Consider the following 22,702-nt stretch of genomic DNA (forward strand, 5'->3'; position numbering starts at 1 on the left):
TGACATGACGCAGACCCTGAACAAACCTATCGCTGCCGAAGCCGACAGCCGTCTCGCCGCGTTTGACCGGCTGGAAGGCACGTTCGCCAAGCAGCAACCGGCGTGGCTTTTCCCGCTGCGCAAGGCCGGTATCTCGCAGTTCGCCGAACTGGGCTATCCCACGCTCCACGACGAGGACTGGCGCTTTACGAACGTGGCGCACGCGGCCAAGCTGCCGTTCATTCCGGCCACGGAACCGGCCTCAGCCAACGTGACGCTGGCGGACTTGAAGCAATTTCCTTTCGCGGATCAACCGGGCTCACGCTTGGTGTTCGTGGATGGTCACTATGCAGCGGCGCTTTCGAACGTCACGGCTTTGCCCGCTGGGGTGAAGGTGGCGAGCTTGAAGCAATCGCTCGCGACGGATGCGGCGCTCATCGAGAAGCATCTCGGCCGTTATTCCGGTAATGAAGCGAATGCATTTGCGGCGTTGAACATTGCGTTCTTCACGGATGGTCTCTTCGTACATGTGCCGAAGAATGCCGTGGTGGAGCAAGCAGTGCAGGTGATCTATCTGAGCACAGCGACGGAAGCTGGTTTTGCCTCGCATGTGCGGAATCTGGTGATCGTGGAGGCGGGTGCGAAGCTGACTTTGTTGGAAAGCTACGTGAGCTTGGCCAAGGCACCTTACGTTACAAATGCCATCACGGAACTTGTCGTGGGCGACAATGCCTGGGTGGAACACGTGAAGTTCCAGGATGAAGCGGCGGACGCGTTTCATTTCGCGGCGTTGCATGGCGTGTTCGGTCGCACGTCGAAGGCGTGGACGCACTCGCTCGCGCTCGGCAGCAAGCTGGCGCGTTACAACTTGCGCACGAAGCTGGATGGCGAAGGACTCGAAGCGATTCTCAACGGGCTTTACCTTACGCGCAACGAACAGGTGATCGATCATCACATGATCGTGGAACACGCGAAGGCGCATTGCGCGAGCCATGAGTATTTCAACGGCATCCTCGATGATAAATCGAAGGGTGTTTTTCACGGCCGCATCTTGGTGAAGCCGGACGCGCAGAAGACGGATGCGAAACAGACGAATCGCAATCTGCTCCTGAGCGATGACGCGACAGCGGATGCGAAGCCGCAGTTGGAGATTTACGCGGATGACGTGAAGTGCACGCACGGCGCGACGATCGGCCGGATGAATGAAGAGCAGATCTTTTATCTTCGCGCGCGTGGCATCGGTGAAAAGACGGCGCGCCGGATGTTGATGCATGCGTTCGCGGGCGAGATCATTGATCGCGTGCAAACGGAAGCGGTCCGTGAAGAGTTGGATAAAATCGTGTGGGACCGGCTGGAAATGAACCCGCATTTGCACGATAGCTAGAAGAGCCGCCGGGACGGACGGCGGTACGGCAGGCCAGAGGCCTGCGCTACGTAGTGCCCCGCGTCTCGCGGGCTGTATCGCAGGCGTCACGCCTGCTTGGTGAATGAGTTGGAAAACGAACGACGAAGCAAGCATGTCGATCACGATTGAAGAGCTGGTGGAAAACTTCGAGCTGCTGGGCGATTGGGAAGAGCGTTACGGCTACCTGATCGAACTGGGCAAGAAGCTCCCTGGATTGCCGGAGGCGGAGAAGGTGGAGGCGAATCGCGTCCACGGCTGCCAGGCGATGGTGTGGATGAAGATGGTGCCGAGCACGACGAAGCCCGGCACCTTCACGGTGCTGGCGGACAGTGATGCATTCATCGTGCGCGGTCTCATCGCGGTGTTGCAATTGATCTTCAATGATCGCACGCCGGAAGAGATGCTGAAGGCGGATGCGAAGGCGCATCTGTTGAAATTAGGCTTGGACCGGCACTTGAGTCCGACGCGGAAGAATGGTTTGTTTGCGATGATGGAACGGGTCAAGACGTTGGCGCAGGAGAAGTTGGTGGCGGTGAATTGAATTTATTGAAAACTAAGCGGTTGAACTTTGCCTTGAAGTTGTAGCTGCGAACTGAGGAAAGAGTATATGAGTTACGGAGCACAAGAGACGGTGACATTGACGCGGGATGTGGATGCCGCCGTGGTGCCAGTGGGCACGAAGGTGACCTTGCAGCAGGGCGAGCAGGCTTACATCACGCAGGAGCTGGGCGGCAGCTACACCGTGGTGGTGAATGGCAACATGTTCCGCATTGATGGCAAGAATGCCGATGCGCTGGGCAAGGAAGTGAAGGAGACGACAATCCGCTCGACCACTGGCCAACCGGTGACGAAGGAGCAACTCGAGAAGCATATCTGGGATCAGCTCCGCACGTGCTACGACCCGGAAATCCCGGTGAACATCGTGGACCTCGGCCTCATCTATGATTGCCATATCGATAATCTGGCGGATGGCGGCGCGGGCTACAAAGTGGATGTGAAAATGACGCTGACCGCGCCTGGCTGCGGTATGGGGCCGGTGCTGCAACAGGACGTGCAGAACAAAATCCTGAGCATCGAAGATGTACAAGAAGTGAACGTGGAACTCGTCTGGGAACCGCAGTGGAATCAAGGCATGATGACGGAAGCGGCGCGCTTGCAATTGGGTTTGATGTAAGCGCACGCAGCTACTGTTGCTTCATGGTATATTGATGAGATGAGCGCTACCGCCACATTGTCCGCACCGCAGAAACCGATCGTTCCCGATTGGGCCGCGTTGCGTGCTGATTTCCCCATCCTTAATGAGGTGGTGAACGGCCAGCCGCTCATCTACTTCGACAACGGCGCGACTAGCCAGAAGCCCAAGCAGGTGCTCGCGGCCATCCAGCGTTACTACGAGCATGAGAATGCCAATGTGCATCGGGGCATCCATGAATTGAGCAATCGTGCGACGGAAGCTTACGAGAATGCTCGTCAACGCACGGCGCAGTTCCTGAACGCCCGCGACAAGTCCGAGATCATCTTCACGCGTGGCACGACGGAAGGCATCAACCTCGTGGCGGCGACTTGGGCGCTGGATCACCTCAAGCCGGGTGACACAATTCTCATCAGTGAGCTGGAGCATCACAGCAATCTGGTACCGTGGCAGATGGTCGCCAAGCGCACGGGTGCAAAGCTTGCTTACATCCCGGTGACTGGTGATGAAGGAACGCTCGATCTCAGCCGTCTTGATAAGATGGCTGCGGATGGGGTGAAGATTCTTTCCATCACGCACATATCGAATTCGATGGGTGTGGTGAATCCGGTGGCGGAGATTTGCGCGAAGGCGCGGGCGCAAGGAGTGGTGACGGTGATCGATGCGGCGCAAAGCGCGGGGCATTTACCCATCGATGTGCAGGCGATCGGGTGCGATTTCCTCGCGTTTTCGAGTCACAAGATTTGCGGTCCTACGGGCATGGGTGTGTTGTATGGGCGCAAGGAAATCCTGAAAGACCTGTCGCCTTACCAAGGCGGCGGCGAAATGATTTCGAAGGTGGAGTATTTCGATACGGTTTACAATGTGCCGCCGCATCGGTTTGAGGCGGGCACGCCGCACATCGCGGGAGCGGTCGGATTGCATGCGGCGTTGGATTACCTCGATGCCATCGGGCGTGAGCGCATCTTCGCACATGATCAGGAACTTGCTGAGTATGCGGCGGCGAAATTGGCAGAGTTCAAAGGCATCCGCATCTTCGGGCCGAAACAAGGGCGGGCAGGTTTGGTGAGCTTTGTGTTACCGAATGCCCATGCGCTGGACATCGCCACGATGGTGGATCAGAAGGGTGTCGCATTGAGGGCAGGGCATCATTGCAATCAACCGTTGATGGCCAAGCTGGGTGTGCCAGCGACGTTGCGGGCGAGCTTCTACTTCTACAATACGAAGGCGGAAGTGGACCGTTTCATCGAAATTCTGCACAAGGTGCAAAAGCTTTTTGTTTAACCACAGACCGGTAGCACCGGTGGCAAACACAGATGCATCAGTTTTGGACGCAATTCTGCATGAGTTGAAGGAAAGGGCGGAGGGGAAGCCCGGCACCCCTCACCCCGGCCCTCTCCCCTCCGAGGGGCGAGGGAGATGGAGCGTTGTTTCGCTATCTGTGTGCATCTGTGTTAATCTGTGGTTTAAGAATGATTTTTTATGTCTGTCGTAGCTGAACAAGTGGGAGCGAACTCGCCGATGAGCGAGGTGTTGCTCGCGTATCCGGGGGCGCAACGTGCGCTCTTTCGCAAGTATCACATCGGTGGCTGCTCGAGTTGCGGTTTTCAGCCGACGGAGACGCTTGGTCAGGTCTGCGCGCGGAACAACAACCTGAATGTGGACGAAGTGCTCGCGCACATCCGCAGCAGCCATGAGCAGGATGCGAAGGTGCTCATCTCGCCGAAGGAACTCGCCAGCCAGTTGCAGCAGAATACCGGCATCCGTTTGCTGGATATCCGTTCGCGTGAGGAATACGACGCGGTGAAGATCGAAGGCTCGCTTCTGCTTTCCCAGCCCTTGATGCAGGAGATCCTTGGTAAATGGGGGCCGGATGCTTCGTTCGTCGTTATTGATCACATGGGCAAGACGGCTTTGGACGGCGCTGCTTATTTCCTCGGTCATGGTTGCAAGAATGTGCGGGCCTTGCGCGGTGGGATTGATGCGTGGTCGCAGGAAGTGGATGCGAGCATTCCGCAGTATCAATTGGGTTAAGAAGTTTATTTTCGATGAACGCTGATTTGGAAAAGAAGATTCGCGAGGCGCTGGCCAATCCCAAGAACGTGGGCGAGATGGCCGATGCGGATAGCATCGGCACGGTGGGCAATGCGGGTTGCGGTGAGATGCTGCGCCTGTGGGTGAAGTTCAAGGATGACAAGGGCAAGCGCGTCATCGACAAGGCGACGTTCCAATCGTTCGGCTGCGAGACGGCGATCGCGGTCGCCAGCATGGCCACTGAACTCATCAAGGGGAAGACGGCAGAGGAAGCCCTCGCCTTGAAGACGGAAGACCTGTCCGGCGGCTTGGGACCGTTACCGCCGATGAAGATTCATTGTGCGGAGTTGGTGGAGGGCGCGTTGCGTTCCGCTTTGGAACCGACGGCGAAGGACTGTCCGCCAGCCGTTGCTGCGGCAGTGGCGGAACCTGCATCCACGGGCACGAATTTGATCGATAGCTTGGGGCAGGAGAAGAAGGCCGGTTTGAAGATCAGCTTCCTGCCTCCGGCGAAGAAGTGACGCACGTTTTCGTGCTTTTCGATTCCACCTGCCCGAGCTAACACTGGGGCATGCAATCCATTTTGACCGGTGTAAACCGTCGTTTCAGTTTCTCCGCAAGCCTGCTAGTTACCGCTGTCTCTTTCTCCACGTTTGCCAGTGCTATGGCTGCGCAATGGGCGGTCACGGAGGAGAAGAATCCTCATGGGCCGGGCAAGGTCGCGATGGTGAAGCGGGATGGTAAACAGGTTGCCGCACTGGTTTTCGGCGAGGGGCAGTTCAAACCCTATCTGCATGTCTATGGCACGCAAGGTGAGTTGCTGACCAATAGCGGGCTGGATGCTGAGGGGAAGACGGCAGGCAAGTTCCCGCATCATCGCGGCATTTACATCGGCTGGAACAAGATCACTTCAGATCTTGGCAGCGCTGATTGCTGGCACATGAAGGGTGGCAGCATGGAGATCACCAAACTTGAGCCAGCCAAGACTACGTCTGACTCCGCCACGCTAGTGGCCAAGATCGCCTGGCGTGCGGAGAAGAAGGATGCGAGCGACAATAATTTACTCGTAAGCGAGACGCGCACGCTCGTCATCAGCCAGCCCGATGGCAAGACGACGCAGGTAGATGCGAAATTCGAGCTGCAAGCGGCGCGTGATCTGAATCTCGGCGGCGATCTGCAGCACGCCGGTATCCATTTCCGTGCGGCGGGTGAAGTGGCGGATCGCGTGAAAGAGACGAGCTACTTGTGGGAGCCAGATTTGCCGGCTGGTGGCGGTAAGATCGTGAGTGATCAATTCAAATGGTGCCGTCTGCTATTTCCAGTAGGGCCGAACTGGTACACCAGCACAGAACTGAACGCGCCCACAAATCCCATCAAGGAACTCTCCTGGCGCGATTACGGGCGGTTCGGTTTCTTCTTCGACAAGGCGATGAAGAAGGATGAGAACCTCACGGTGAACTACCGCTTCCTCATCGCGCCAGCCTCTGCGCCAGAAGCGCCGGGCAAGGAATCTGCCGAACAGAAGGCGAAATCACGCGCGGCGAGCGATGCAGCGTATGCGGCGTACGTGAAGGCGCTAAAAAAGTAAGCGGCTGCGGCAGCGAATACTTGAAGCATCGGCATGGCACAGGCACATTGGCACCGCATGAGACAGCTATGGTTTTTGTGCTGCTCCCTGGCGCTGTTGTGGCCAGATGCCGCGCGTGCCCAAGAGGGCAAGCTGTCCACCTTCGCCCTGAACGGTTTCAAGTACGTGCAACTGGATGATTGGGCGAAGCATTACAGTTTCAATCATGTCTGGACCCGGGCGTCGAAAGAGCTGCAGATCAGCAGCAAATGGTCGAAGCTTGAGTTCGAGATCGAGAACAAGCGGATGACCTTGAACGGAGTGACTGTCTGGCTGTCGGCGCCGATTGTCTTGCGCGGGGGGGCGGCATGCATCGCCACGCTCGATCTGGACAACACCATCCATCCGGTGATGTTTCCGCCCAAGCTGAAGCCCGGGACGAAGGTGAAGACCATCTGCATCGATCCCGGCCACGGAGGGAGGGACCCGGGTAATCAGAACAGCGGCGGGCAGGAGAAGGGTTATACCTTGCTGCTCGCCAAGGAGCTGAAATTGCAATTGGAAGCAGCGGGTTTCAAGGTGGTGATGACGCGGACTTCCGACAAGTTTGTGGAGTTGGAATCACGCCCTTTCGTCGCGCAGAAGTTTGATGCCGATCTTTTCGTCAGCTTGCATTTTAACGGCGTGGCGGGCGGAGGAGCGAAAGGTGCGGAAGTGTTTGCCCTGACGCCGCCGGGGGCCAGTTCTACGAATGCCCGGGGTGAAGGTGCTACCGCAGTCCGTTTTCCCGGTAACAAGAATGATGAACTGAACAGTCTGCTGGCGTATAGCATCCAACGAACGTTGTTGAAAACTACTGGGGCAGATGATCGCGGCGTGCGCCGGGCGCGGTTCGCCGTCTTGCGTTATTCCGATATGCCTGCCGTGCTGGTCGAGGCGGGCTTCATGTCCGATCCGGGCGAGGCGAGCAAGATCCGCAGTTCCTCCCATCGGCGGACGATGGCCAAGGGCATCACCGATGGCATCAAGGAATACAAGCGCATCGTGGAACGGCAATAAGCCCAGCCCGATCATTTTTCTGTGAAGCTGGACAGCAATCTTCCCATCGGCGTATTCGATTCCGGCATCGGTGGACTCACCGTGGTGCGGCAGTTGCGGCGCGTGATGCCGCGAGAGGATTTTGTTTATCTCGGGGACACGGCGCGGGTGCCTTATGGCACGAAATCGCCGGATACGGTGGTGCGCTTTGCGTGTGAGGATGCGCAATTTCTCGTGCAGGAGCAGGTGAAGGCGGTGGTGGTGGCGTGCAATACGGCTTCGGCGTGGGCGATCCCTACGTTGGAACGCAGCTTCGATGTGCCGATCTTCGGCGTGATCTTGCCGGGGGCTCGGGCGGCCTTGGAGAAAACGGAGACGGGGCGCATCGGCATCATCGGCACGACTTCCACAATCCGCAGTCAGGCGTATGTGAAGGCGATTTTATCGCGTGATGATTCGGTGAAGGTGGTGGCGCGTTCGTGTCCGTTATTGGTGCCGCTGGTGGAGGAGGGGTGGGTGCGGCACAAGGTCACGAAGTCAGTTTTGAAGGAATATCTGGCACCGTTGCTGAAGCAGAAAGTGGATACGCTGGTGCTAGGCTGTACGCATTATCCTTTGTTGAAGCCGTTGTTGAGTGAGGTTGTGGGGAAGAATGTGCAGTTGGTGGATTCAGCAGAAGCGTGTGCTGAGCATGTGCATGAACGTTTAATGACACTGAAGCTGTTGGTGAAACGCCGCCGTCGGCCGGGTATCATCCAGCCGTTTGTGACGGATGAAGTGGAGCGGTTCAATGATCTGGCGGAACGGTTTCTGGGTTATCCGACAGAGCGGGCGGTATTGGTGCCGTTGGCTCCATGGGATCGGAGACGGCGGGGGGAGCATCTGAGTGATTTTCTTATGCGTTGATAAGTAGCAGCCGACGTGAGGAGGCTCTGATTTAAGTTTTTCAGTTAGAGCCTCCTTACGTCGGCTGCTACGGCTAAAGAGTTCCGCCTCGTTACCTCGGCGGCTACGTTAGTCTACCGTGCGCCAACGGCCGAGGAGTTGCACATCGTCCACGTAGGCCTCGATGGGGCCATGGCCGATGAGTTCGAGGGAGAGCAGATCTACTTCGCCGATGGTGATCTTGGGGAATTTGTTCAGCATGAGGTCCACGGGCTGCCAATCCGTCGTGATGGTAGGTTCATCGGGATAGAGGGAGATGACTTGCTTGGAGGAGAAGGCATTCGCTTGAAGGGTGCAGCGGAGTTTGGCGGAGCCGTTGGCGGTGCGGACCCAGAGGCGGATGCCGTTCGCGAAGTTTTGTTCAAGTTGCCAGCCGCGAATGCGGGTGGTGGTGACGGTGGTGGAGCGTTTGCCTTCGGGGATGATAAGACGGAGGGCGGCGTTGCCATTCTTCATCACTGCTCCGGTTTCCACAGGAGTGAAATGCGGTTCATCGGTGACGGTGCGCCAGCTCCAGAGTTCTTCCTCGAAGCCTTCGAGGAAGGGCCAGAAGATGCGGCTGGGTTCTTCGAGGCCGACGAGGCGCGGACGGCAGACGCGCATGGCCGTGAGGTGCTTTTGTTCAGCTTGTGCTTCCACGAAATATACCATGGGCACATCGACATTTTCCACAGGCAGGGCGATTTCCCAGCGGGCACCGCGTTTTTCCATGGCCAGCGGTTGCCAATCACGGGCGCGCCATCTGCCTGGGGCATCGGCGCTGGACCAGAGGCGGACGGATTTGGGTTCGGTGTTCGCCGGGGGATGCCAATAGACGCGGAGTTTGCCGATGAGGGCTTCGTTCGTGAGCGTGCCGGATTGGGCGGTGGTCCAGTGATTGGTGAGGGGGAGGAAATCGGGATAGGTGGCGTCGGCGAGCCAGGTGTCGGGGAGCGGCTTGGGGGCGGGTTGGGCCCAAATGCTACAATTCATCAGCAATGCGAAAAACAAAACGGCCAGTATTCTGCATTGGTGCTTCCCAATCATGGGCAGCGAGGGTGCAAACTTGTCGTGACTGCGTCAATGGGATGTTGTGTTCTGAAGTTGTGCGGTACGTTCTTTCATCACCTTTTCAGCTTCAGCAACTTCTGCGTCCGTCATTTTGATAAAAAGTTGGCGGTGAACTCTATGGGTGAATGCTTCCCAAGTCATTTGGTCCTGCCATTGGTTGGCCTCCGTAGAGTCATTAAACACGCGAGGCTGTTTGCCAGACTTGTTCAAAGCATTCTTGAATGCAGAAAAAATAACTGTTGGGGAGTTCGAGTTAACCGGAACAAAAATCCTGCCTGGTATCACGTCGAAACCTTTTGTGTCGTTGGAAGCGGTGAGAGCAGTGTTTCCAATGGCAGATGTGAACGCGACTATGGTGGTTTCAATCTCCCGGTTGGCCAAGGATTCAATCACCATTTTGGTGTAGAGCAATATGGCGGTGATATTCCGCTCCTGATGGAGAAACGAGATGCTTCCGTTTTCACGAAGGTCTGGGACTAAGGAGCGGCGATCTTGTCCGTAAGCAAATTCGTTGAATCCAAGTGCTTGGATATCTGCTCGATTGGCTTGAAGCTTTTCTAAAACTTGGGCAGGGAGTTCCGTGCGGGAGCAATCCAATGCGTCAGACGTTCCGGGCATCCAAAACGGCGCGCTCGGTTTTGTTGTTAATTTGTATAAAAACGCAAAAGGAAGACGCCAAAATCCGGCCATCCGATACATTTCGGACAAACTAACAGCTCGACCATTGGTCAGGTAGTAGCCCGCAGGTGGTCTCTCCGATTTCATAAGTTTGGTGGCGGATGTGATTCTTCACGCCTGACCAAATAGAAGGAAGCAAAATTGTTCGCCCGGACAAATGATTTAGCCTTACTATGAAGACATGGATTCATCGTTGGAAGAGCGGTTGTTGCGGTTGGAAACGAATGTCACGCACATGGAGCACTTATGCGAACAGTTGAACCAGGTGGTGACGGAGCAGAGCAAGATCATCACGCGTCTACTGGCCGCACAGCAGCAGCTCTCGAAATCGGTGGAGAGCCAGGAACTGGAGCGCATCAAGGCGACGAATGCGAAGCCGCCGCATTACAGTGTGTGAGGAGGAAGCAGGGGAATTCTGGCACCCCTCATCCTCATTCCTTCTCCCCTCCGAGGGGAGAAGGACGAACGAGTGCCGTGCGCTTTCTAAATGCCATGGTTTACATTCCCTCAGGCTTTAACGAGTTGATCGCATGAGTCTGTTTGAGGCCCAGCGCAGTTTTGATTTGAAGACGTTGCGGGCTTCGGTGCGGGAGCTGGCGACGGAGGGGATTTTTCTGGGGACGTCTTCGTGGAAGTATCCGGGATGGCTGGGGCAGTTGTATGACCGGGACCGGTATGAGACGCGGGGGAAGTTCTCGCAGGCGCGGTTCAATAAGGAGTGTTTGGAGGAGTATGCCACGGTGTTTCCGACGGTGAGTGTGGATGCGGCGTATTACAATTTTCCCACGGAGAAGTATGCGCAGGGGCTGGCGGCTTTAGTGCCGCCGGGATTTGAGTTCGGGTTCAAGGTGACGGATGACATCACGGTGAAGCGGTTTCCCAAGATCCCGCGCTTTGCGGAGAAGGGCGGGCAGTTGAATCCGTTTTTTCTGAGCCCGGAGGTGTTCGTGCGGGATTTTCTGAATCCGCTGGAGTGCATCAAGGAGAAGGTGGGCGTGCTGATCTTTGAGTTCTCGAATTTCAAGATGGAGGATTATGTGCGGGGGCGGGATTTCATCGTCCAACTGGATAATTTTCTGGGCAGTCTGCCGGTGGGGTGGCGTTATGCGGTGGAGGTGCGGAATCGCTCGTTTTTGCATCCGGATTATTTCGCGATGCTGCGGCAATACGGGATAGCGCATGTGTTCACGAGCTGGACGAAGATGCCGAAGATTTCGGATCAATGGGCGATGCCTGAGGCAATGACGGCGGATTTCGTGGTGGCGCGTCTGCTGTTACAGCCGGGGATGAGTTTTGAGGCGGCCGGGGAGTTGTTCGAGCCGTTCGAGGAAATCCGCAGTCCTTATCCGGAGGGGGTTGAGGCGGCGGCGAGGATGCTTTTGGAGATGAAGCAGAAACCGGCGCCGAAGCGGTGCTTTGTGTATATGGCGAATCGGTTAGAGGGGAATTCGTTGATGAGTTTGTTGAGGGTTTTGGAAAAGATGAGGGGTTAGAGCTTCCTCCCGTCGGTTATTACTTCGCGCGAAATGTCCATGCTGTGATTGACGCGTAGACGGCTCTCCCTAATATGGCGCGCATTCCGTTGTCTGTTATGAGCAAATCTGAAAAGCCTACGAGCATTACGTCAGTTCTTCACGAAGAACGGGTTTTCCCGCCGTCCAAAGCCTTCGCCAGCAAAGCGCACATCAAGTCGCTGGCCGAGTACAAGAAGATTTACAACGAGTCCATCAAGGCCCCGGAGAAGTTCTGGGACAAGCAGGCGAAGAAGGAGTTGGTGTGGTTCAAGCCTTGGAAGCAGGTGCTGCAATGGAAGGCGCCGAATGCGAAATGGTTCGTGGGCGGCAAGCTGAACGTGAGCCATAACTGCTTGGATAAGTGGCTGAACACGCCGCACGCGAACAAGGCGGCGATCATCTGGGAAGGTGAGCCAGCGGGTCCGGGCAAGGTGGGTGAGGAACGGGTGATCACCTACAAGCAGCTTCATCGCGAGGTGTGCATGTTCGCGAATGTGCTGAAGCGCAATGGCGTGAAGGCGGGCGATCGCGTTTTGATTTATTTGCCGATGGTGCCGGAGGCGGCGGTGGCGATGCTGGCATGCACGCGTATCGGCGCGATCCATTCGGTCGTGTTCGGCGGGTTCAGCGCGCAGTCGGTGGCGGATCGTATCCAGGATTGCCAAGCGAAGCTGGTGATCACGTCGGATGGCGGTTATCGCCGTGGCTCGGTGGTGCAGTTGAAGAAGAACGTGGATGATGCGCTGGAGCTCAAGGGGCCGGATGGCGAATCGCTCACGAAGACGATCGAGAAGGTGATCGTGCTGCGTCGCTCGAATAATGATATCCATATCAAGGAAGGTCGCGACGTCTGGTGGCATCGCGAGTTGGAATACGTGGATGCGAATTGTCCGGCGGAGCAGATGGATAGCGAAGCACCGTTATTCATCCTTTACACGTCCGGTTCCACGGGCAAGCCGAAGGGTATTCTCCACACGACGGGCGGTTACTTGCTCACGGCGAAGATGACGTCCAAGTATGTCTTCGATCTGCGGGATGAGGATGTTTACTGGTGCACGGCGGATATCGGCTGGGTGACGGGTCATAGCTATGTGGTTTACGGGCCGCTGGCGAATGGCGCGACGAGCCTCATGTATGAGGGCGCGCCGAACTGGCCGGAGCCGGATCGTTTCTGGCGCATCATCGCGAAGTACGGTGTGACGATCCTCTACACGGCTCCGACGGCGATTCGTGCGTTCATGAAGTGGGGCGATGACTGGGTGAAGAAGCATGATCTCAGCTCGTTGCGCCTGCTCGGTTCCGTGGGTGAACCGATCAATCCGGAAGCGTGGATGTGGTATCACACGGTGGTGGGTGGCGGACGCTGCCCGATCGTGGATACGTGGTGGCAGACGGAGACGGGTGGCATCATGATCACGCCGTTGCCGGGTGCGACGCCGCTGAAGCCGGGCACGGCGACGTTGCCGTTCTTTGGCATCTTGCCGGAGGTGGTGGATGACAAGGGCAAGGCGGTGCCGAAAGATTCCGGTGGCAAGCTGGTGGTGCGGAAGCCGTGGCCGGGCATGTTGCGCGGCATCTGGGGTGACCCGAAGCGTTTCAAGGAAACGTATTGGACCGAGGTGAAGGGGAGTTACTTCACGGGCGACGGTTGCCGCCAGGACAAGGACGGGTATTTCTGGATCGTGGGCCGTATCGATGACGTGCTGAATGTGGCAGGGCATCGTATCGGCACGGCGGAAGTGGAAAGCGCGCTAGTGAGCCATCCGGCGGTGGCGGAATCCGCAGTGGTGGGTCGCCCGGATGAATTGAAGGGGCAGGCACTGGTGGTGTTCGTGACGTTGAAGACGGGCTTCAAGGGAAGTCCGTCCTTGAAGGACGAACTGCGCCAGCATGTGGGCAAGGAGATCGGTCCGGTGGCTAAGCCGGATGATGTGCGCTTCGCCGAAGCATTGCCGAAGACGCGCTCTGGCAAGATCATGCGCCGGGTGCTGAAACAGATCGCGGCGGGTGAAGAGATCAAGGGCGACGTGACGACGATGGAGGATTACAACGTCATCGCGAAGCTGCTGAAGAACGAATAAGGTCCGGTCCGTTGCACGGACTGGCTAATAGATAAAATTCTAACGGGCCGATTCGAAGGAATCGGCCCGTTTTTATTTTAATGACGAATGACGAAGCTCGAATGACGAAGGAATGAGCAATGTCCAATGACTGAAGGGATTATTTCACGATTGTCATCGCACTGATCTTCCCATTCTTTTCAAAGGTTTTGCTGTAGGAGACTTCGACTTTGGCTTTCGCGTCTTTGATGCCGGGGACGGTTATTGTGGGCACAGAGCTGTAGCCGGAGCCGCCTTCGGTGATCTCGTAGCCGATGACGGCGCCATCTTTCACGAGGGCGTTGGCTTTGGCATCTTTATGCTTCCATGTTTCACCACGGCTTTTCACGTAGCGATAGTAGTTGGAGACTTCATCAAGGCGTTCGTTCGTGATGCCGTGTTTGCCGAGGGCTTTCATCAGCACCTCTTTGTTCTTACGCGCTTCGGCATCGGTGGGGCCGCGATCGGGACCGGCAGGGTGGACGTTGCTGAAGGCATCGCGGAAGACTTGCGGTTGAACGCCGAGAGCTCCGGCGATCAGGATAACGGGGCGGCCTTTATCGCGCGGGTCGGTGTCATAGCCGCCGGAGAACGTGACGGGGATGCGCTTCACGTCTTTGGGCAGTTCTTTGGTGTCGGCGGCGGAGAGATTCAGCACGGTGGCTGCAAGCAGGAGCGAAGACAGGAGTGTGCGCATGGCGATGGGGGTGGTTGAGCTCAGTTGGCCTTTTTCATATCCCGCACACCCGCTTTTTCAAACGCCGGGGCGAGCTTGGCGTAGCATTGTTTCGCTGCGACGATAGGATCGTATTCCTTTTTGTTCCATACCTGACCGCTGACTTCCACGGTCACGGGATCACGATAACCATGGCTCTTCAATAGAGTGAGATACTCGACGTAATCCGTCTTACCATCACCCGGCAAGACGAACTGGAATTTCTCAGCGGTGCCACCATTGGTATCTTTGATGTGTACATAGCGCGTCTGCCCGATCATCAGCGCCATGGACTCGTTAAGTTTGTAGCCGCGCAGTTCAAAGTGGCTGAAATCATAGGTAAGCCTGATCCAAGGACTATTCGCCTGCTTCACGAGCCACGCAGCGTCTTCAGGTGTGTGCAAGGCACCGCCGACGTGGGCTTTGATGGCGATGACGGCTTTGGATGCTTTGCCAACTTCCGCCCATGCGTTCAAGCGTTCGGCCATGGTATCTTTAACTTCCTTCCATTGGTCAGGCTTGCCGCCGAGCGTGGTCTCGATGACCGGCATGCGTTTCGGGGCAAGAGCGTAAGCGAGTTCAGCAGCGTCTTTCAGGCGGTCGAGATTACTCTTCAAGGTATCGGGTTGAGCCAGCAAGCTGAGGTTTTCCATCATGCCGTGGAGGCGCAGGCCCAAGGAATCAATGAGCGCGGCGAGGCGTTTTCTCTCATTCGCCGGAATGTTCTTCGGCTCGGTAGGCCAGCCCGCATTGCAGACCCATTCCACGGAATCGTATCCGATCTCCGCGCAGGTGCGCAAAGCTACATCTACCTCCAGTGATTTCATGCCGTAGAGGCTCATGCCGAAGGGGATCATGGGCCCGCCTTTGGGAGCAGCGAAGGAGTCGGTGGTGATGCCGGTAGAGACCGCCAACGCGCCCGCTGCGCAACGGGTTAGGAAAGAGCGGCGGCTGAGTTCATTGGCGGAATTGGCGGGAAAAGACATAGGTCAATAGACACCGGGTTGTGAGCTGGGCAAATTTTGGCCTGTTGAGATGAAAACGCAAGCTTGGCCTCTGAGCCTGCTTGGAAAAGGGGTATTTCGAGGCACAGGGTCACGACCCTGCCCCCGCTTAGGTTGAAGGAAAGGCGAGGGAGGCGAAGAGTGAAGTGATCAGAGCCTCCTCTCCCCGGCCCTCTCCTCCATCTATCGATGGAAGAGAGGGAGATGGAGCGGATGGCGGCTTTCCTGAGCCGTGGGCGTTTCGGGGGCCGTGCGCGGATAGGGCCTTTTTCCAGCAGACTCTCAGGTTTTCATTGCCGCGTAGCACGGCTCCTGCTTATTTACACGGCATCTCACAACTGGATGGCCCCAGTGGGGTTATACCAAGTGGCATTATTGGAATGTGCGGCGATGGGGAAGATGACTACAACGACGCTGGATCTGGGGGCTTACGAGCCTAAGCTGCTTTCACAGGGGCTGGGTGTCTGGCGCTACCAGAAGCCGCTGCCGCTCACCACCGAAACGGGGAAGCTGCGGGTCATCGCATTGGGCGTAGGGGGAGCTTTTTCGGCGCGGATGTTTCAATCCAATTTCATCCTCATCAAGGGCAAGACGGCACTGTTCGTGGATCTCGGTTCCAAGGCCACGTTCAAGATGAGCGAGTTCGGCCTGTCTGCCCATGCCATCAAGCATCTGCTGGTGACACATTCGCATGCGGATCATATCGGCTCACTGGAGGAACTGGCGCTGAAGCGCCGGTATGAAGCGCCGTTCATCGAGATGCCGAAAGAGCAGGGGGAGGATTTTAACACCTACTTGATGCGTTGTGCCAACGCGCGGGCAGAGGGGCGTTTCCGTCCCAAGCTGTATGTGCCGGATCATTATGCGGACATGCTGTGGGATTGGTCCTTGCGCGGTGGTTTGGCGTTTTCGGAGGTGACGGACGTGCCCGATCCGAAAGGTGAACTCCTGCTGGAGCATTATTTCGATGTGGTGACGCCGAAGCATTTGCCGGGGGAAGCGGTGGACACGTGGGAGTTCACGGTGAAGGGCGAGGTGAAGGAAGATGATCTCACGGTGCGCATCTTTGCGGCGAATCATATCCCGGATACGGCGGCCACAGTGGAGGAGAGCATCTACACGACGGGCCTGATCGTGGATGGGCGGGTGCTGATCTCCGGGGATACGAAGTTCGATCTGGGGATGCTGCAACGGCTCGCGCCGCAGTGCGAGGTGATCTTCCATGATTGCCAGCATTTCCTGGGTGGTGTGCATGCGAATTATCAGCAGCTCAAAACGCTGCCTGCCGAGATGAAGGCGAAGATGGTGCTGTATCATCTCTCGGATGGGATGCTGGATATCAATGTGAAGGCGGATGGGTTTGCGGGGCTGATGGAGCCCGCGCCGGTGGTGTATGATTTCTAGGAGAGTTGGGTTTGTATCTTTCGGATAATGCTGCGATTTTTTGAGTAACCGAACAGGGGCGGTTCCTAAAAGAGTAGGATGGTTTTCACTTTGTGTTGAGAATCCAAAAATGGCAAAGAAAGCACCTGAGGAATGTTAAAAATGTCTCTTCTAGAATGTTTGCTTCGACAGTGTGAAGAACCTCCTTCATCCTCCGATCATTGGCTGGTTTTCTATGCATGGGGTGCAGCATTCAATGTGAAGGAGATGGATGAAAAAATTCTGCAACTTGCCCAATGCATTCCCAAAAGAAACGCTGATATTATTGCGGTGAGGTCAGCATCTGTCCTAAAGCGAAGTGAGTTTGAATCATTGCTTCCTCATGATTACCAGTTTCCAGATGGGCAGGGCGTTCCTCGGGTGTTTTTTCAAAAATTGGTTGAAATGCCAAAATTGTATCAAACATTGCATTTGCCTGAAGGTGGAAATATGCCGCCACCTCCTGAACGGATAAAACTGACCCCAAGAATTGGCCAAGCATTGACAAGTGATGAGCATGCACTAGTGGCTGATTTTATTGAATTTTGGGATGAGGCAAATCCCGAGTTTTGGTTTGGTGCGAATACACGCTATGTTTTGTTGAAAGCGCCGTTACTTCCGGGAGCATTGTGCGTGTTCGACAGGATCCGCAATTCACCTATTTATTTTCAAGATTTGGAAGTGCATCGGATTATTTGTATGAAAATGTGGGAAATCGGGGTGGAGATTATCGAGGAATATTACCAAAATTGACCGTATTTCTGTCTGAGTTTTCTATTTGAGTTCTTTAGCATAGGGTAGAAGTAGGACATTTTACTCACCATGAACCGGCGCAATTTTCTTTTTGCTACGACGGCGATGACTTTGGGCGGAGGGGTTTTGTCGGCGTCTTCGGCGCGAGCGGCGGAGGAGCGGCGGATCAATCGGAAGGGGAAATCCGAGTTGCGGGCGGAGGTGGTGATCGTGGGGGCGGGGTTGGGTGGTTGTGCGGCGGCTTTGGCGGCTTTGCGTCGTGGGCTGCGGGTGATTTTGACGGAGGAGACGGATTGGATCGGGGGGCAGTTGACGCAGCAGGCGGTGCCGCCGGATGAGAATCGCTGGATCGAGACGAATGGGGCGAATCAGAGTTATCGCGAGTTGAGGAATGCGATCCGGGATTATTATCGGCGGCATTATCCGCTGACGGACGCGGCGAAGGGGAAGGTGGATCTGAATCCGGGGGATGGTGCGGTGTCGCGCTTGTGTCATGAACCGAAGGTGGCGTTGGCGGTATTGGAATCGTGGTTCGCGCCGTGGCAGAGCAGCGGGCAGCTTACGTTATTGTTGGAGCATAAGGCGGTGGCGGCGGAGATGGTGGGTGATGAGGTGAGGGCGGTGGAGGTGCAGAATTTGCGCTCGGGGAACAAGGTGGTTTTAAGCGCGCCGTATTTCGTGGATGCGACGGAGTTGGGGGATTTGTTGCCGTTGACGAGGACGGAGTTTGTCACGGGTGCGGAATCGAAAGCGGAGACGGGGGAGCTGCATGCGGTGGCGAAGAATGATCCGAATAATCAGCAGGCGTTCACGATGTGTTTCGCGCTGGATTATGTGGCGGGTCACGAATCGGTGATCGAGAAGCCGCGGGAGTATGAGTTCTGGCGGAATTACGTGCCGAAGATGTCGCCGGTGTGGCCGGGGCGTTTGCTGGATCTGACTTACACGCATCCTCGCACGATGTTGCCGAAGAAGCTGGGGTTTAATCCGGAAGGGGAGCATCCGGGGACGGTGACGAATCTGTGGAAGTATCGACGCATCGCGAACAAGGCGAATTTCCGGGCGGGCACGTATCCGGGCGATATCTGCCTGGTGAACTGGCCGCAGAATGATTATCTGCTGGGGAATCTCGTGGGGGTATCCGACAAAGAATTCAAGCAGCACGTAGAGCGGGCGAAGCAATTGAGTCTCTCGCTGGTGTATTGGTTGCAGACGGAGGTGGAGCGGCCGGATGGCAAGCAGGGTTGGCCGGGGTTGCGTTTGCGGAAAGATATCGTGGGCACGGAGGATGGGCTGGCGAAGTATCCGTATGTGCGCGAGGCGCGGCGGATCAAAGCGGTGTTCACGGTGAAGGAGCAGCATGTGGGATTGGAGATGCGCGCGCTGGCTACGGGTGTGAAGGAAGCGGAGGCAAAGGCGGAGCAGTTCTACGATTCAGTCGGCATTGGGGCCTATGCGATAGATCTGCATCCGACGACGCGTGGTGATAATTACATCGATTTTTTGACGGCGCCGTTTCAAGTGCCATTGGGGGCATTGCTGCCGCAGCGGGTGAAGAATCTTTTGCCGGCGAATAAGAATATCGGGACGACGCATCTGACGAATGGGTGTTATCGGTTGCATCCGGTGGAGTGGGGCATCGGCGAGGCGGTGGGTGCGCTAGCGGGGTATTGTGTGAAGAAGAAGGTGGAGCCGAAGGCGGTGCGGGAGCGACGTGAATTGCTGGCGGAGTTTCAGGGGGAACTCGGGAAGGCGGGGGTGGAGACACAGTGGAAATGACCGGTTGCACCGGCTGGCCAATAACCGAACTCTGAGCTTCGAAGAATTATCGCGAGAGGGGATAAGTTTGAGCCTTCTCACGTCGGCTGCTACGAATTGAGGGAGCGATGCGATTGGTGGGCATATTTATTGGGTTGGCGGTTTTGTTTCTCGTGCCGTTTTTGATTTGGGGCGAGGAGCTGACGCATTCGTTTTCTTTTCAAGGATCGGTGGAGTGGCTGCGGCAACAGGGCCAGTTCGCGTGGCTGGCGGGGTTGGTATTGCTGGCGAGTGATCTGGTGTTGCCGATTCCAGCGACGGCGGTGATGGCGGCGCTGGGGTTGATCTATGGACCTGTGATCGGTGGATTGATCGGAGCGGTGGGCTCGTTTCTTTCGGGATTCATCGCATATGGGTTGTGTCGCATGTTGGGGCGGAAGGCGGCGGTGAAGGTGGTGGGGGAAGAGGATTTGAAACGCGGGGAAGAATTGTTCACGCGCTTGGGCGGTTGGCTGGTGGCGGTGTCGCGGTGGTTGCCATTATTTCCAGAAGTCATCGCGTGCATGGCGGGGCTGACGCGGATGCCGGTGAAGTTGTTCGCGGTGGCGTTGTTGTGTGGATCGGTGCCGATGGCGTTCACGTATGCGGCAATCGGTCATGCAGGCGTGGAGCATCCGGGAATGGCACTGGCGTTGAGCGCGCTAGTGCCGCCGGTATTGTGGCTGGTGGTGCAAGGCTGGATCAAACGTCGTGCTTATTCCAATTCATCGCGCAGTGAGTAATTGATTTGAGGAGTCGTCGGTCTTTATTCTGTGGGCGTGTCAAATCCGGCGGTGATCGCTCCAGTGGTGGGAACCATTCTCGGCGTAGTATTTCTGGGAATGGCGTTGCGTGCAGGCAGACGGCGTCGTCTGCTCGACGATACTCCGACGTGCAAGACCACGGGCGTCTTCATCGGCATGGTGGAGCTCAAAGGGACGGCGGAATCAGAGCAACCGCTGAGGAGTTATCTGGCAGAGCAGAGATGCGTGCATTACCAATGGAGTGTGGATGAGCATTGGTCGCGGACAGTTACGGAGCATTACACGGACAGCAATGGGAAATCGCAAACGCGTACGAAGCATGAGAGTGGATGGAAAACGGTGGCCGATGGCGGCACGATGATTCCCTTTTACGTGCAGGATGATTGCGGCGTGGTGCAGGTGAATCCGCAGGGAGCGGAGCTGGAAACGGTCACGATGTTTGAAGAGATGTGCGGGCGAGGCGATGCGTTGTATTATGCCAAGGGGCCAGCATTCGCAGTTTCGGATTCCGATCATCGCCGCAGGTTTGTGGAGAAGGGCATTCCATTACATCAACCCGTTTATGTCATGGGACAAGCTAGGGAGCGCAGTGACATCGTGGCAGCGGAGATCGCGCAGAGTGACAAGGCGTCCATGTTCATGATCTCCACGCGCAATGAGGAATCCATCAGTGGGGGCATGGCAACAGCCTTTTGGCTATGGGGCATTGGTGGGTTGATTGCGATGGCGGGTGGTTTTGGCATTGGCTTTTCGCAGAACATCAATGGAGCTGGTCCATTGCCGTTGATTGCTGGTGGTGTGCTTTACATCGCGTGCTGGTTCTTAGGCTGGGCATGGATGGTATTCAACAGCGTGGTGGGATTGCGGCAGCGGGTGAAGCAGGCGTGGTCGCAGGTGGATGTGCAATTGAAGCGGCGGCAGGATCTGATTCCCAATCTGGTATCCACCGTCAAAGGGTTGAAGGATTACGAGTCCAAGCTGCAGACGGAAGTGGCTACGATGCGGGCGCAGATGACGGCGACGCCGCCGGGTGAAGCGGGAGCAGATTTCTCGGGCATTGCGCCATTGCTGGTGGCGATCGAGGAGAATTATCCGGAACTGAAGGCGGAAGAATCGTTCCTGAACTTGCAGAAGAATTTGATTGATACAGAGCAACGGATCGCGTTGGCGCGGGGGTATTACAATGAGATAGCGTCGTTCTATAACACGCGACTGGAGGTGGTGCCGGACCGTTTCCTGGCAGCCTTGGCGGGGATGAAGCCGGAGGCACTCCTGCTCGCGGAGAGCTTTGAACGGCAGGCAGTTGAGGTGAAGTTCGCGGAGTGAGGTTCAATTTAGGGATTTACGGCAAAGGAGGGAAAGAGTAGGAACTTTTACTCTTCCTTAACAATTTTAGGGGAACTTTTGTTCCGGTTCCGGCGTTATACAGGCATTGATGAACACAATTGCAGCCAGAATTAGTGGAATAATCGCTACCGGAAGCGTTTTGTTTACGCTGAATACCCAAGCGGATTGGACGCAATTCCGCGGTCCTAATGGAAGTGGCACGGTAGCTGGAGCCAAGCCGCCGGTGGAATGGGCGGATGGCAAGAATGTGCAGTGGAAGGTGGCATTGCCGGGACCGGGGACATCCAGTCCGATTCTGGTGGGGGAGAAGATTTTCATCACCTCATGGTCTGGTAATGGCGCTAATGGTCAGGCGGGAGCATTGAAGCGGCATCTCGTCTGTCTGGACCGTAAGACGGGCAAAGCGATTTGGAGCAAGGTGATCAACGGTGAAGCGAATGTGGATCGTTATGATCAGATGCTCCAAGAGCACGGCTACGCGAGCCATACGCCAGTGAGTGATGGCGAGCGCGTTTATGTGTTCTTCGGCAAGGCGGGTGCGCTGGCATTTGATTTGGACGGCAAGCAGGTTTGGCAGACAAATCTGGGCACGGGTGCGAATCAGAAGAATTGGGGGTCCGCTTCCAGTCCGGTGCTCTACAAGGATTCCGTCATTATCAATGCTTCCGAAGAAAGCCACGCCATCTACGCGCTCGATAAGAAGACCGGCAAGCAATTGTGGAAGGCGGAAGGTGCGGGTTTGGAATATGTCTTCGGTACGCCGGTGCTCATGGAAACAGAAGGCAAAGCGGAGTTGATCCTCGCGTTACCGAATGAGCTTTGGGCGATCAATCCTGATACGGGCAAGCTGCGCTGGTTCGCGGATACCGGCATGTCTGGCAACGTGGCTCCGAGCGTTGTGCCGGGTAAAGGTGTGGTGTATGCCTTCGGCGGTTTCCCACAGTTGATGGCTGTGGCGGTGAAGACTGGCGGGAAGGGTGATGTCTCGCAAAGCCATGTGCTGTGGCGGAACAATAACAGCTCTTACATCCCTACGCCGGTGCTGCATGAGGACCGGTTGTATTTCGCCAGTGATGCCGGGTTTGCGGTGTGTCTCGATGCGAAGACGGGGTCGTTGGTTTACAAAGAGCGTTTGCCCGGTGCGAGTGCCTCGGGTCGCGGCGGCAAACCTTTCTACGCCTCTGCGGTGCTGGCGAATGGTCAGGTCTATGCTGTGAGCCGGCGCAATGGCACATTCGTTTTCCCGGCCAAGCCTGAGTTCAAAGTGGTCGCACAGAACAAGCTGACGGATGACACGCAGTTCAATGCGACACCGGCCCTCGATGGCCAGACGATTTTCCTCCGCTCAGACCGTTACCTCTACTGCATCGCGTCTGCAGCGGGTGAATGACCAAAACAA

At 56.4% G+C, this 22,702-nt stretch carries 22 protein-coding genes; 18 read left to right on the top strand and 4 right to left on the bottom strand.

The genetic code is table 11. The features are described 5' to 3' along the window. Positions 1-4 precede the first annotated feature (4 nt). From sufD to murI, 9 genes are all read left to right on the top strand, one after another. Positions 5-1,363: a Fe-S cluster assembly protein SufD gene (gene sufD / locus VGH19_16655; protein HEY1173001.1), complete on the top strand. Its 1,359-nt coding sequence runs from the start codon at positions 5-7 to the stop codon at positions 1,361-1,363. A 133-nt stretch (positions 1,364-1,496) separates the two neighbouring features. After that, the gene (locus VGH19_16660) at positions 1,497-1,925 is read left to right on the top strand and encodes a SufE family protein (GenBank protein ID HEY1173002.1); all 429 of its coding nucleotides are present in this window, start codon (positions 1,497-1,499) and stop codon (positions 1,923-1,925) included. A gap of 66 nt (positions 1,926-1,991) precedes the next feature. Further along, on the top strand, positions 1,992-2,558 hold the full coding sequence (sufT, locus tag VGH19_16665) for a putative Fe-S cluster assembly protein SufT (protein ID HEY1173003.1): 567 nt from the start codon (positions 1,992-1,994) through the stop codon (positions 2,556-2,558). Between the two features lie 39 nt (positions 2,559-2,597). Continuing rightward, on the top strand, positions 2,598-3,860 hold the full coding sequence (locus VGH19_16670) for a cysteine desulfurase (GenBank protein HEY1173004.1): 1,263 nt from the start codon (positions 2,598-2,600) through the stop codon (positions 3,858-3,860). A gap of 198 nt (positions 3,861-4,058) precedes the next feature. Continuing rightward, the gene (locus VGH19_16675; GenBank protein ID HEY1173005.1) at positions 4,059-4,610 is read left to right on the top strand and encodes a rhodanese-like domain-containing protein; all 552 of its coding nucleotides are present in this window, start codon (positions 4,059-4,061) and stop codon (positions 4,608-4,610) included. A 14-nt stretch (positions 4,611-4,624) separates the two neighbouring features. Next, positions 4,625-5,131 carry an iron-sulfur cluster assembly scaffold protein gene (locus tag VGH19_16680; GenBank protein HEY1173006.1) on the top strand — a complete coding sequence of 169 codons (507 nt, stop codon included), beginning with the start codon at positions 4,625-4,627 and terminating at the stop codon, positions 5,129-5,131. Positions 5,132-5,181: 50 nt separating this feature from the next. Beyond that, entirely contained in the window at positions 5,182-6,198 is a 1,017-nt protein-coding gene (locus tag VGH19_16685; GenBank protein HEY1173007.1) for a DUF6807 family protein, read from the top strand. A gap of 33 nt (positions 6,199-6,231) precedes the next feature. Then, entirely contained in the window at positions 6,232-7,236 is a 1,005-nt protein-coding gene (locus VGH19_16690; GenBank protein HEY1173008.1) for an N-acetylmuramoyl-L-alanine amidase, read from the top strand. A 21-nt stretch (positions 7,237-7,257) separates the two neighbouring features. Beyond that, positions 7,258-8,121, top strand: coding sequence for a glutamate racemase (gene murI / locus VGH19_16695; GenBank protein HEY1173009.1), 864 nt, complete (start codon positions 7,258-7,260; stop codon positions 8,119-8,121). A gap of 108 nt (positions 8,122-8,229) precedes the next feature. Here the strand turns inward: murI and VGH19_16700 are convergent, their stop codons facing one another. Further along, complete coding sequence (locus VGH19_16700) at positions 8,230-9,132, bottom strand: hypothetical protein (protein HEY1173010.1); 903 nt, start codon at positions 9,130-9,132, stop codon at positions 8,230-8,232. A gap of 87 nt (positions 9,133-9,219) precedes the next feature. Further along, positions 9,220-9,975 (bottom strand): hypothetical protein, encoded by a 756-nt coding sequence (locus VGH19_16705; protein HEY1173011.1) that lies wholly within the window; start codon positions 9,973-9,975, stop codon positions 9,220-9,222. 94 nt (positions 9,976-10,069) lie between these two features. Here VGH19_16705 and VGH19_16710 point away from each other — a divergent pair, with 94 nt between their 5' ends. From VGH19_16710 to acs, 3 genes are all read left to right on the top strand, one after another. Beyond that, complete coding sequence (locus VGH19_16710) at positions 10,070-10,285, top strand: SlyX family protein (protein HEY1173012.1); 216 nt, start codon at positions 10,070-10,072, stop codon at positions 10,283-10,285. 133 nt (positions 10,286-10,418) lie between these two features. Then, complete coding sequence (locus VGH19_16715) at positions 10,419-11,381, top strand: DUF72 domain-containing protein (GenBank protein ID HEY1173013.1); 963 nt, start codon at positions 10,419-10,421, stop codon at positions 11,379-11,381. Positions 11,382-11,479: 98 nt separating this feature from the next. After that, a complete protein-coding gene (gene acs, locus VGH19_16720) occupies positions 11,480-13,483 on the top strand; it encodes an acetate--CoA ligase (GenBank protein ID HEY1173014.1) in 2,004 nt (667 codons plus the stop codon). A 139-nt stretch (positions 13,484-13,622) separates the two neighbouring features. On the opposite strand, the gene VGH19_16725 is transcribed toward acs, so the two are convergent. Continuing rightward, positions 13,623-14,198, bottom strand: a complete 576-nt coding sequence (locus tag VGH19_16725; protein ID HEY1173015.1) for a hypothetical protein — start codon at positions 14,196-14,198, stop codon at positions 13,623-13,625. A 20-nt stretch (positions 14,199-14,218) separates the two neighbouring features. Further along, positions 14,219-15,202, bottom strand: a complete 984-nt coding sequence (locus tag VGH19_16730) for a sugar phosphate isomerase/epimerase (GenBank protein ID HEY1173016.1) — start codon at positions 15,200-15,202, stop codon at positions 14,219-14,221. Positions 15,203-15,619: 417 nt separating this feature from the next. Between VGH19_16730 and VGH19_16735 the strand changes: the two genes are divergently transcribed. The 6 genes from VGH19_16735 to VGH19_16760 all read left to right on the top strand — a co-directional run bounded on the left by VGH19_16735 (position 15,620) and on the right by VGH19_16760 (position 22,693). Further along, positions 15,620-16,624 (top strand): MBL fold metallo-hydrolase, encoded by a 1,005-nt coding sequence (locus VGH19_16735; protein ID HEY1173017.1) that lies wholly within the window; start codon positions 15,620-15,622, stop codon positions 16,622-16,624. Positions 16,625-16,756: 132 nt separating this feature from the next. Further along, positions 16,757-17,395: a hypothetical protein gene (locus tag VGH19_16740; GenBank protein HEY1173018.1), complete on the top strand. Its 639-nt coding sequence runs from the start codon at positions 16,757-16,759 to the stop codon at positions 17,393-17,395. Positions 17,396-17,464: 69 nt separating this feature from the next. Beyond that, entirely contained in the window at positions 17,465-19,174 is a 1,710-nt protein-coding gene (locus VGH19_16745) for an FAD-dependent oxidoreductase (GenBank protein HEY1173019.1), read from the top strand. 107 nt (positions 19,175-19,281) lie between these two features. Further along, complete coding sequence (locus VGH19_16750; GenBank protein ID HEY1173020.1) at positions 19,282-19,935, top strand: VTT domain-containing protein; 654 nt, start codon at positions 19,282-19,284, stop codon at positions 19,933-19,935. 36 nt (positions 19,936-19,971) lie between these two features. Next, positions 19,972-21,282: a LemA family protein gene (locus VGH19_16755; GenBank protein ID HEY1173021.1), complete on the top strand. Its 1,311-nt coding sequence runs from the start codon at positions 19,972-19,974 to the stop codon at positions 21,280-21,282. Between the two features lie 160 nt (positions 21,283-21,442). Next, complete coding sequence (locus tag VGH19_16760) at positions 21,443-22,693, top strand: PQQ-binding-like beta-propeller repeat protein (GenBank protein HEY1173022.1); 1,251 nt, start codon at positions 21,443-21,445, stop codon at positions 22,691-22,693. Positions 22,694-22,702 lie beyond the last annotated feature (9 nt).

It is taken from the genome of Verrucomicrobiia bacterium (genome assembly GCA_036405135.1).
Taxonomy (GTDB): domain Bacteria; phylum Verrucomicrobiota; class Verrucomicrobiia; order Limisphaerales; family JAEYXS01; genus JAEYXS01.

Coding starts and splice junctions, on each gene's coding strand:
- sufD (HEY1173001.1), top strand. CDS start 5: ATGACGCAGACCCTGAACAAACCTATCGCTGCCGAAGCCGACAGCCGT.
- VGH19_16660 (HEY1173002.1), top strand. CDS start 1,497: ATGTCGATCACGATTGAAGAGCTGGTGGAAAACTTCGAGCTGCTGGGC.
- sufT (HEY1173003.1), top strand. CDS start 1,992: ATGAGTTACGGAGCACAAGAGACGGTGACATTGACGCGGGATGTGGAT.
- VGH19_16670 (HEY1173004.1), top strand. CDS start 2,598: ATGAGCGCTACCGCCACATTGTCCGCACCGCAGAAACCGATCGTTCCC.
- VGH19_16675 (HEY1173005.1), top strand. CDS start 4,059: ATGTCTGTCGTAGCTGAACAAGTGGGAGCGAACTCGCCGATGAGCGAG.
- VGH19_16680 (HEY1173006.1), top strand. CDS start 4,625: ATGAACGCTGATTTGGAAAAGAAGATTCGCGAGGCGCTGGCCAATCCC.
- VGH19_16685 (HEY1173007.1), top strand. CDS start 5,182: ATGCAATCCATTTTGACCGGTGTAAACCGTCGTTTCAGTTTCTCCGCA.
- VGH19_16690 (HEY1173008.1), top strand. CDS start 6,232: ATGGCACAGGCACATTGGCACCGCATGAGACAGCTATGGTTTTTGTGC.
- VGH19_16700 (HEY1173010.1), bottom strand. CDS start 9,132: ATGAATTGTAGCATTTGGGCCCAACCCGCCCCCAAGCCGCTCCCCGAC.
- VGH19_16705 (HEY1173011.1), bottom strand. CDS start 9,975: ATGAAATCGGAGAGACCACCTGCGGGCTACTACCTGACCAATGGTCGA.
- VGH19_16710 (HEY1173012.1), top strand. CDS start 10,070: ATGGATTCATCGTTGGAAGAGCGGTTGTTGCGGTTGGAAACGAATGTC.
- VGH19_16715 (HEY1173013.1), top strand. CDS start 10,419: ATGAGTCTGTTTGAGGCCCAGCGCAGTTTTGATTTGAAGACGTTGCGG.
- acs (HEY1173014.1), top strand. CDS start 11,480: ATGAGCAAATCTGAAAAGCCTACGAGCATTACGTCAGTTCTTCACGAA.
- VGH19_16725 (HEY1173015.1), bottom strand. CDS start 14,198: ATGCGCACACTCCTGTCTTCGCTCCTGCTTGCAGCCACCGTGCTGAAT.
- VGH19_16730 (HEY1173016.1), bottom strand. CDS start 15,202: ATGTCTTTTCCCGCCAATTCCGCCAATGAACTCAGCCGCCGCTCTTTC.
- VGH19_16735 (HEY1173017.1), top strand. CDS start 15,620: ATGACTACAACGACGCTGGATCTGGGGGCTTACGAGCCTAAGCTGCTT.
- VGH19_16740 (HEY1173018.1), top strand. CDS start 16,757: ATGTTAAAAATGTCTCTTCTAGAATGTTTGCTTCGACAGTGTGAAGAA.
- VGH19_16745 (HEY1173019.1), top strand. CDS start 17,465: ATGAACCGGCGCAATTTTCTTTTTGCTACGACGGCGATGACTTTGGGC.
- VGH19_16750 (HEY1173020.1), top strand. CDS start 19,282: ATGCGATTGGTGGGCATATTTATTGGGTTGGCGGTTTTGTTTCTCGTG.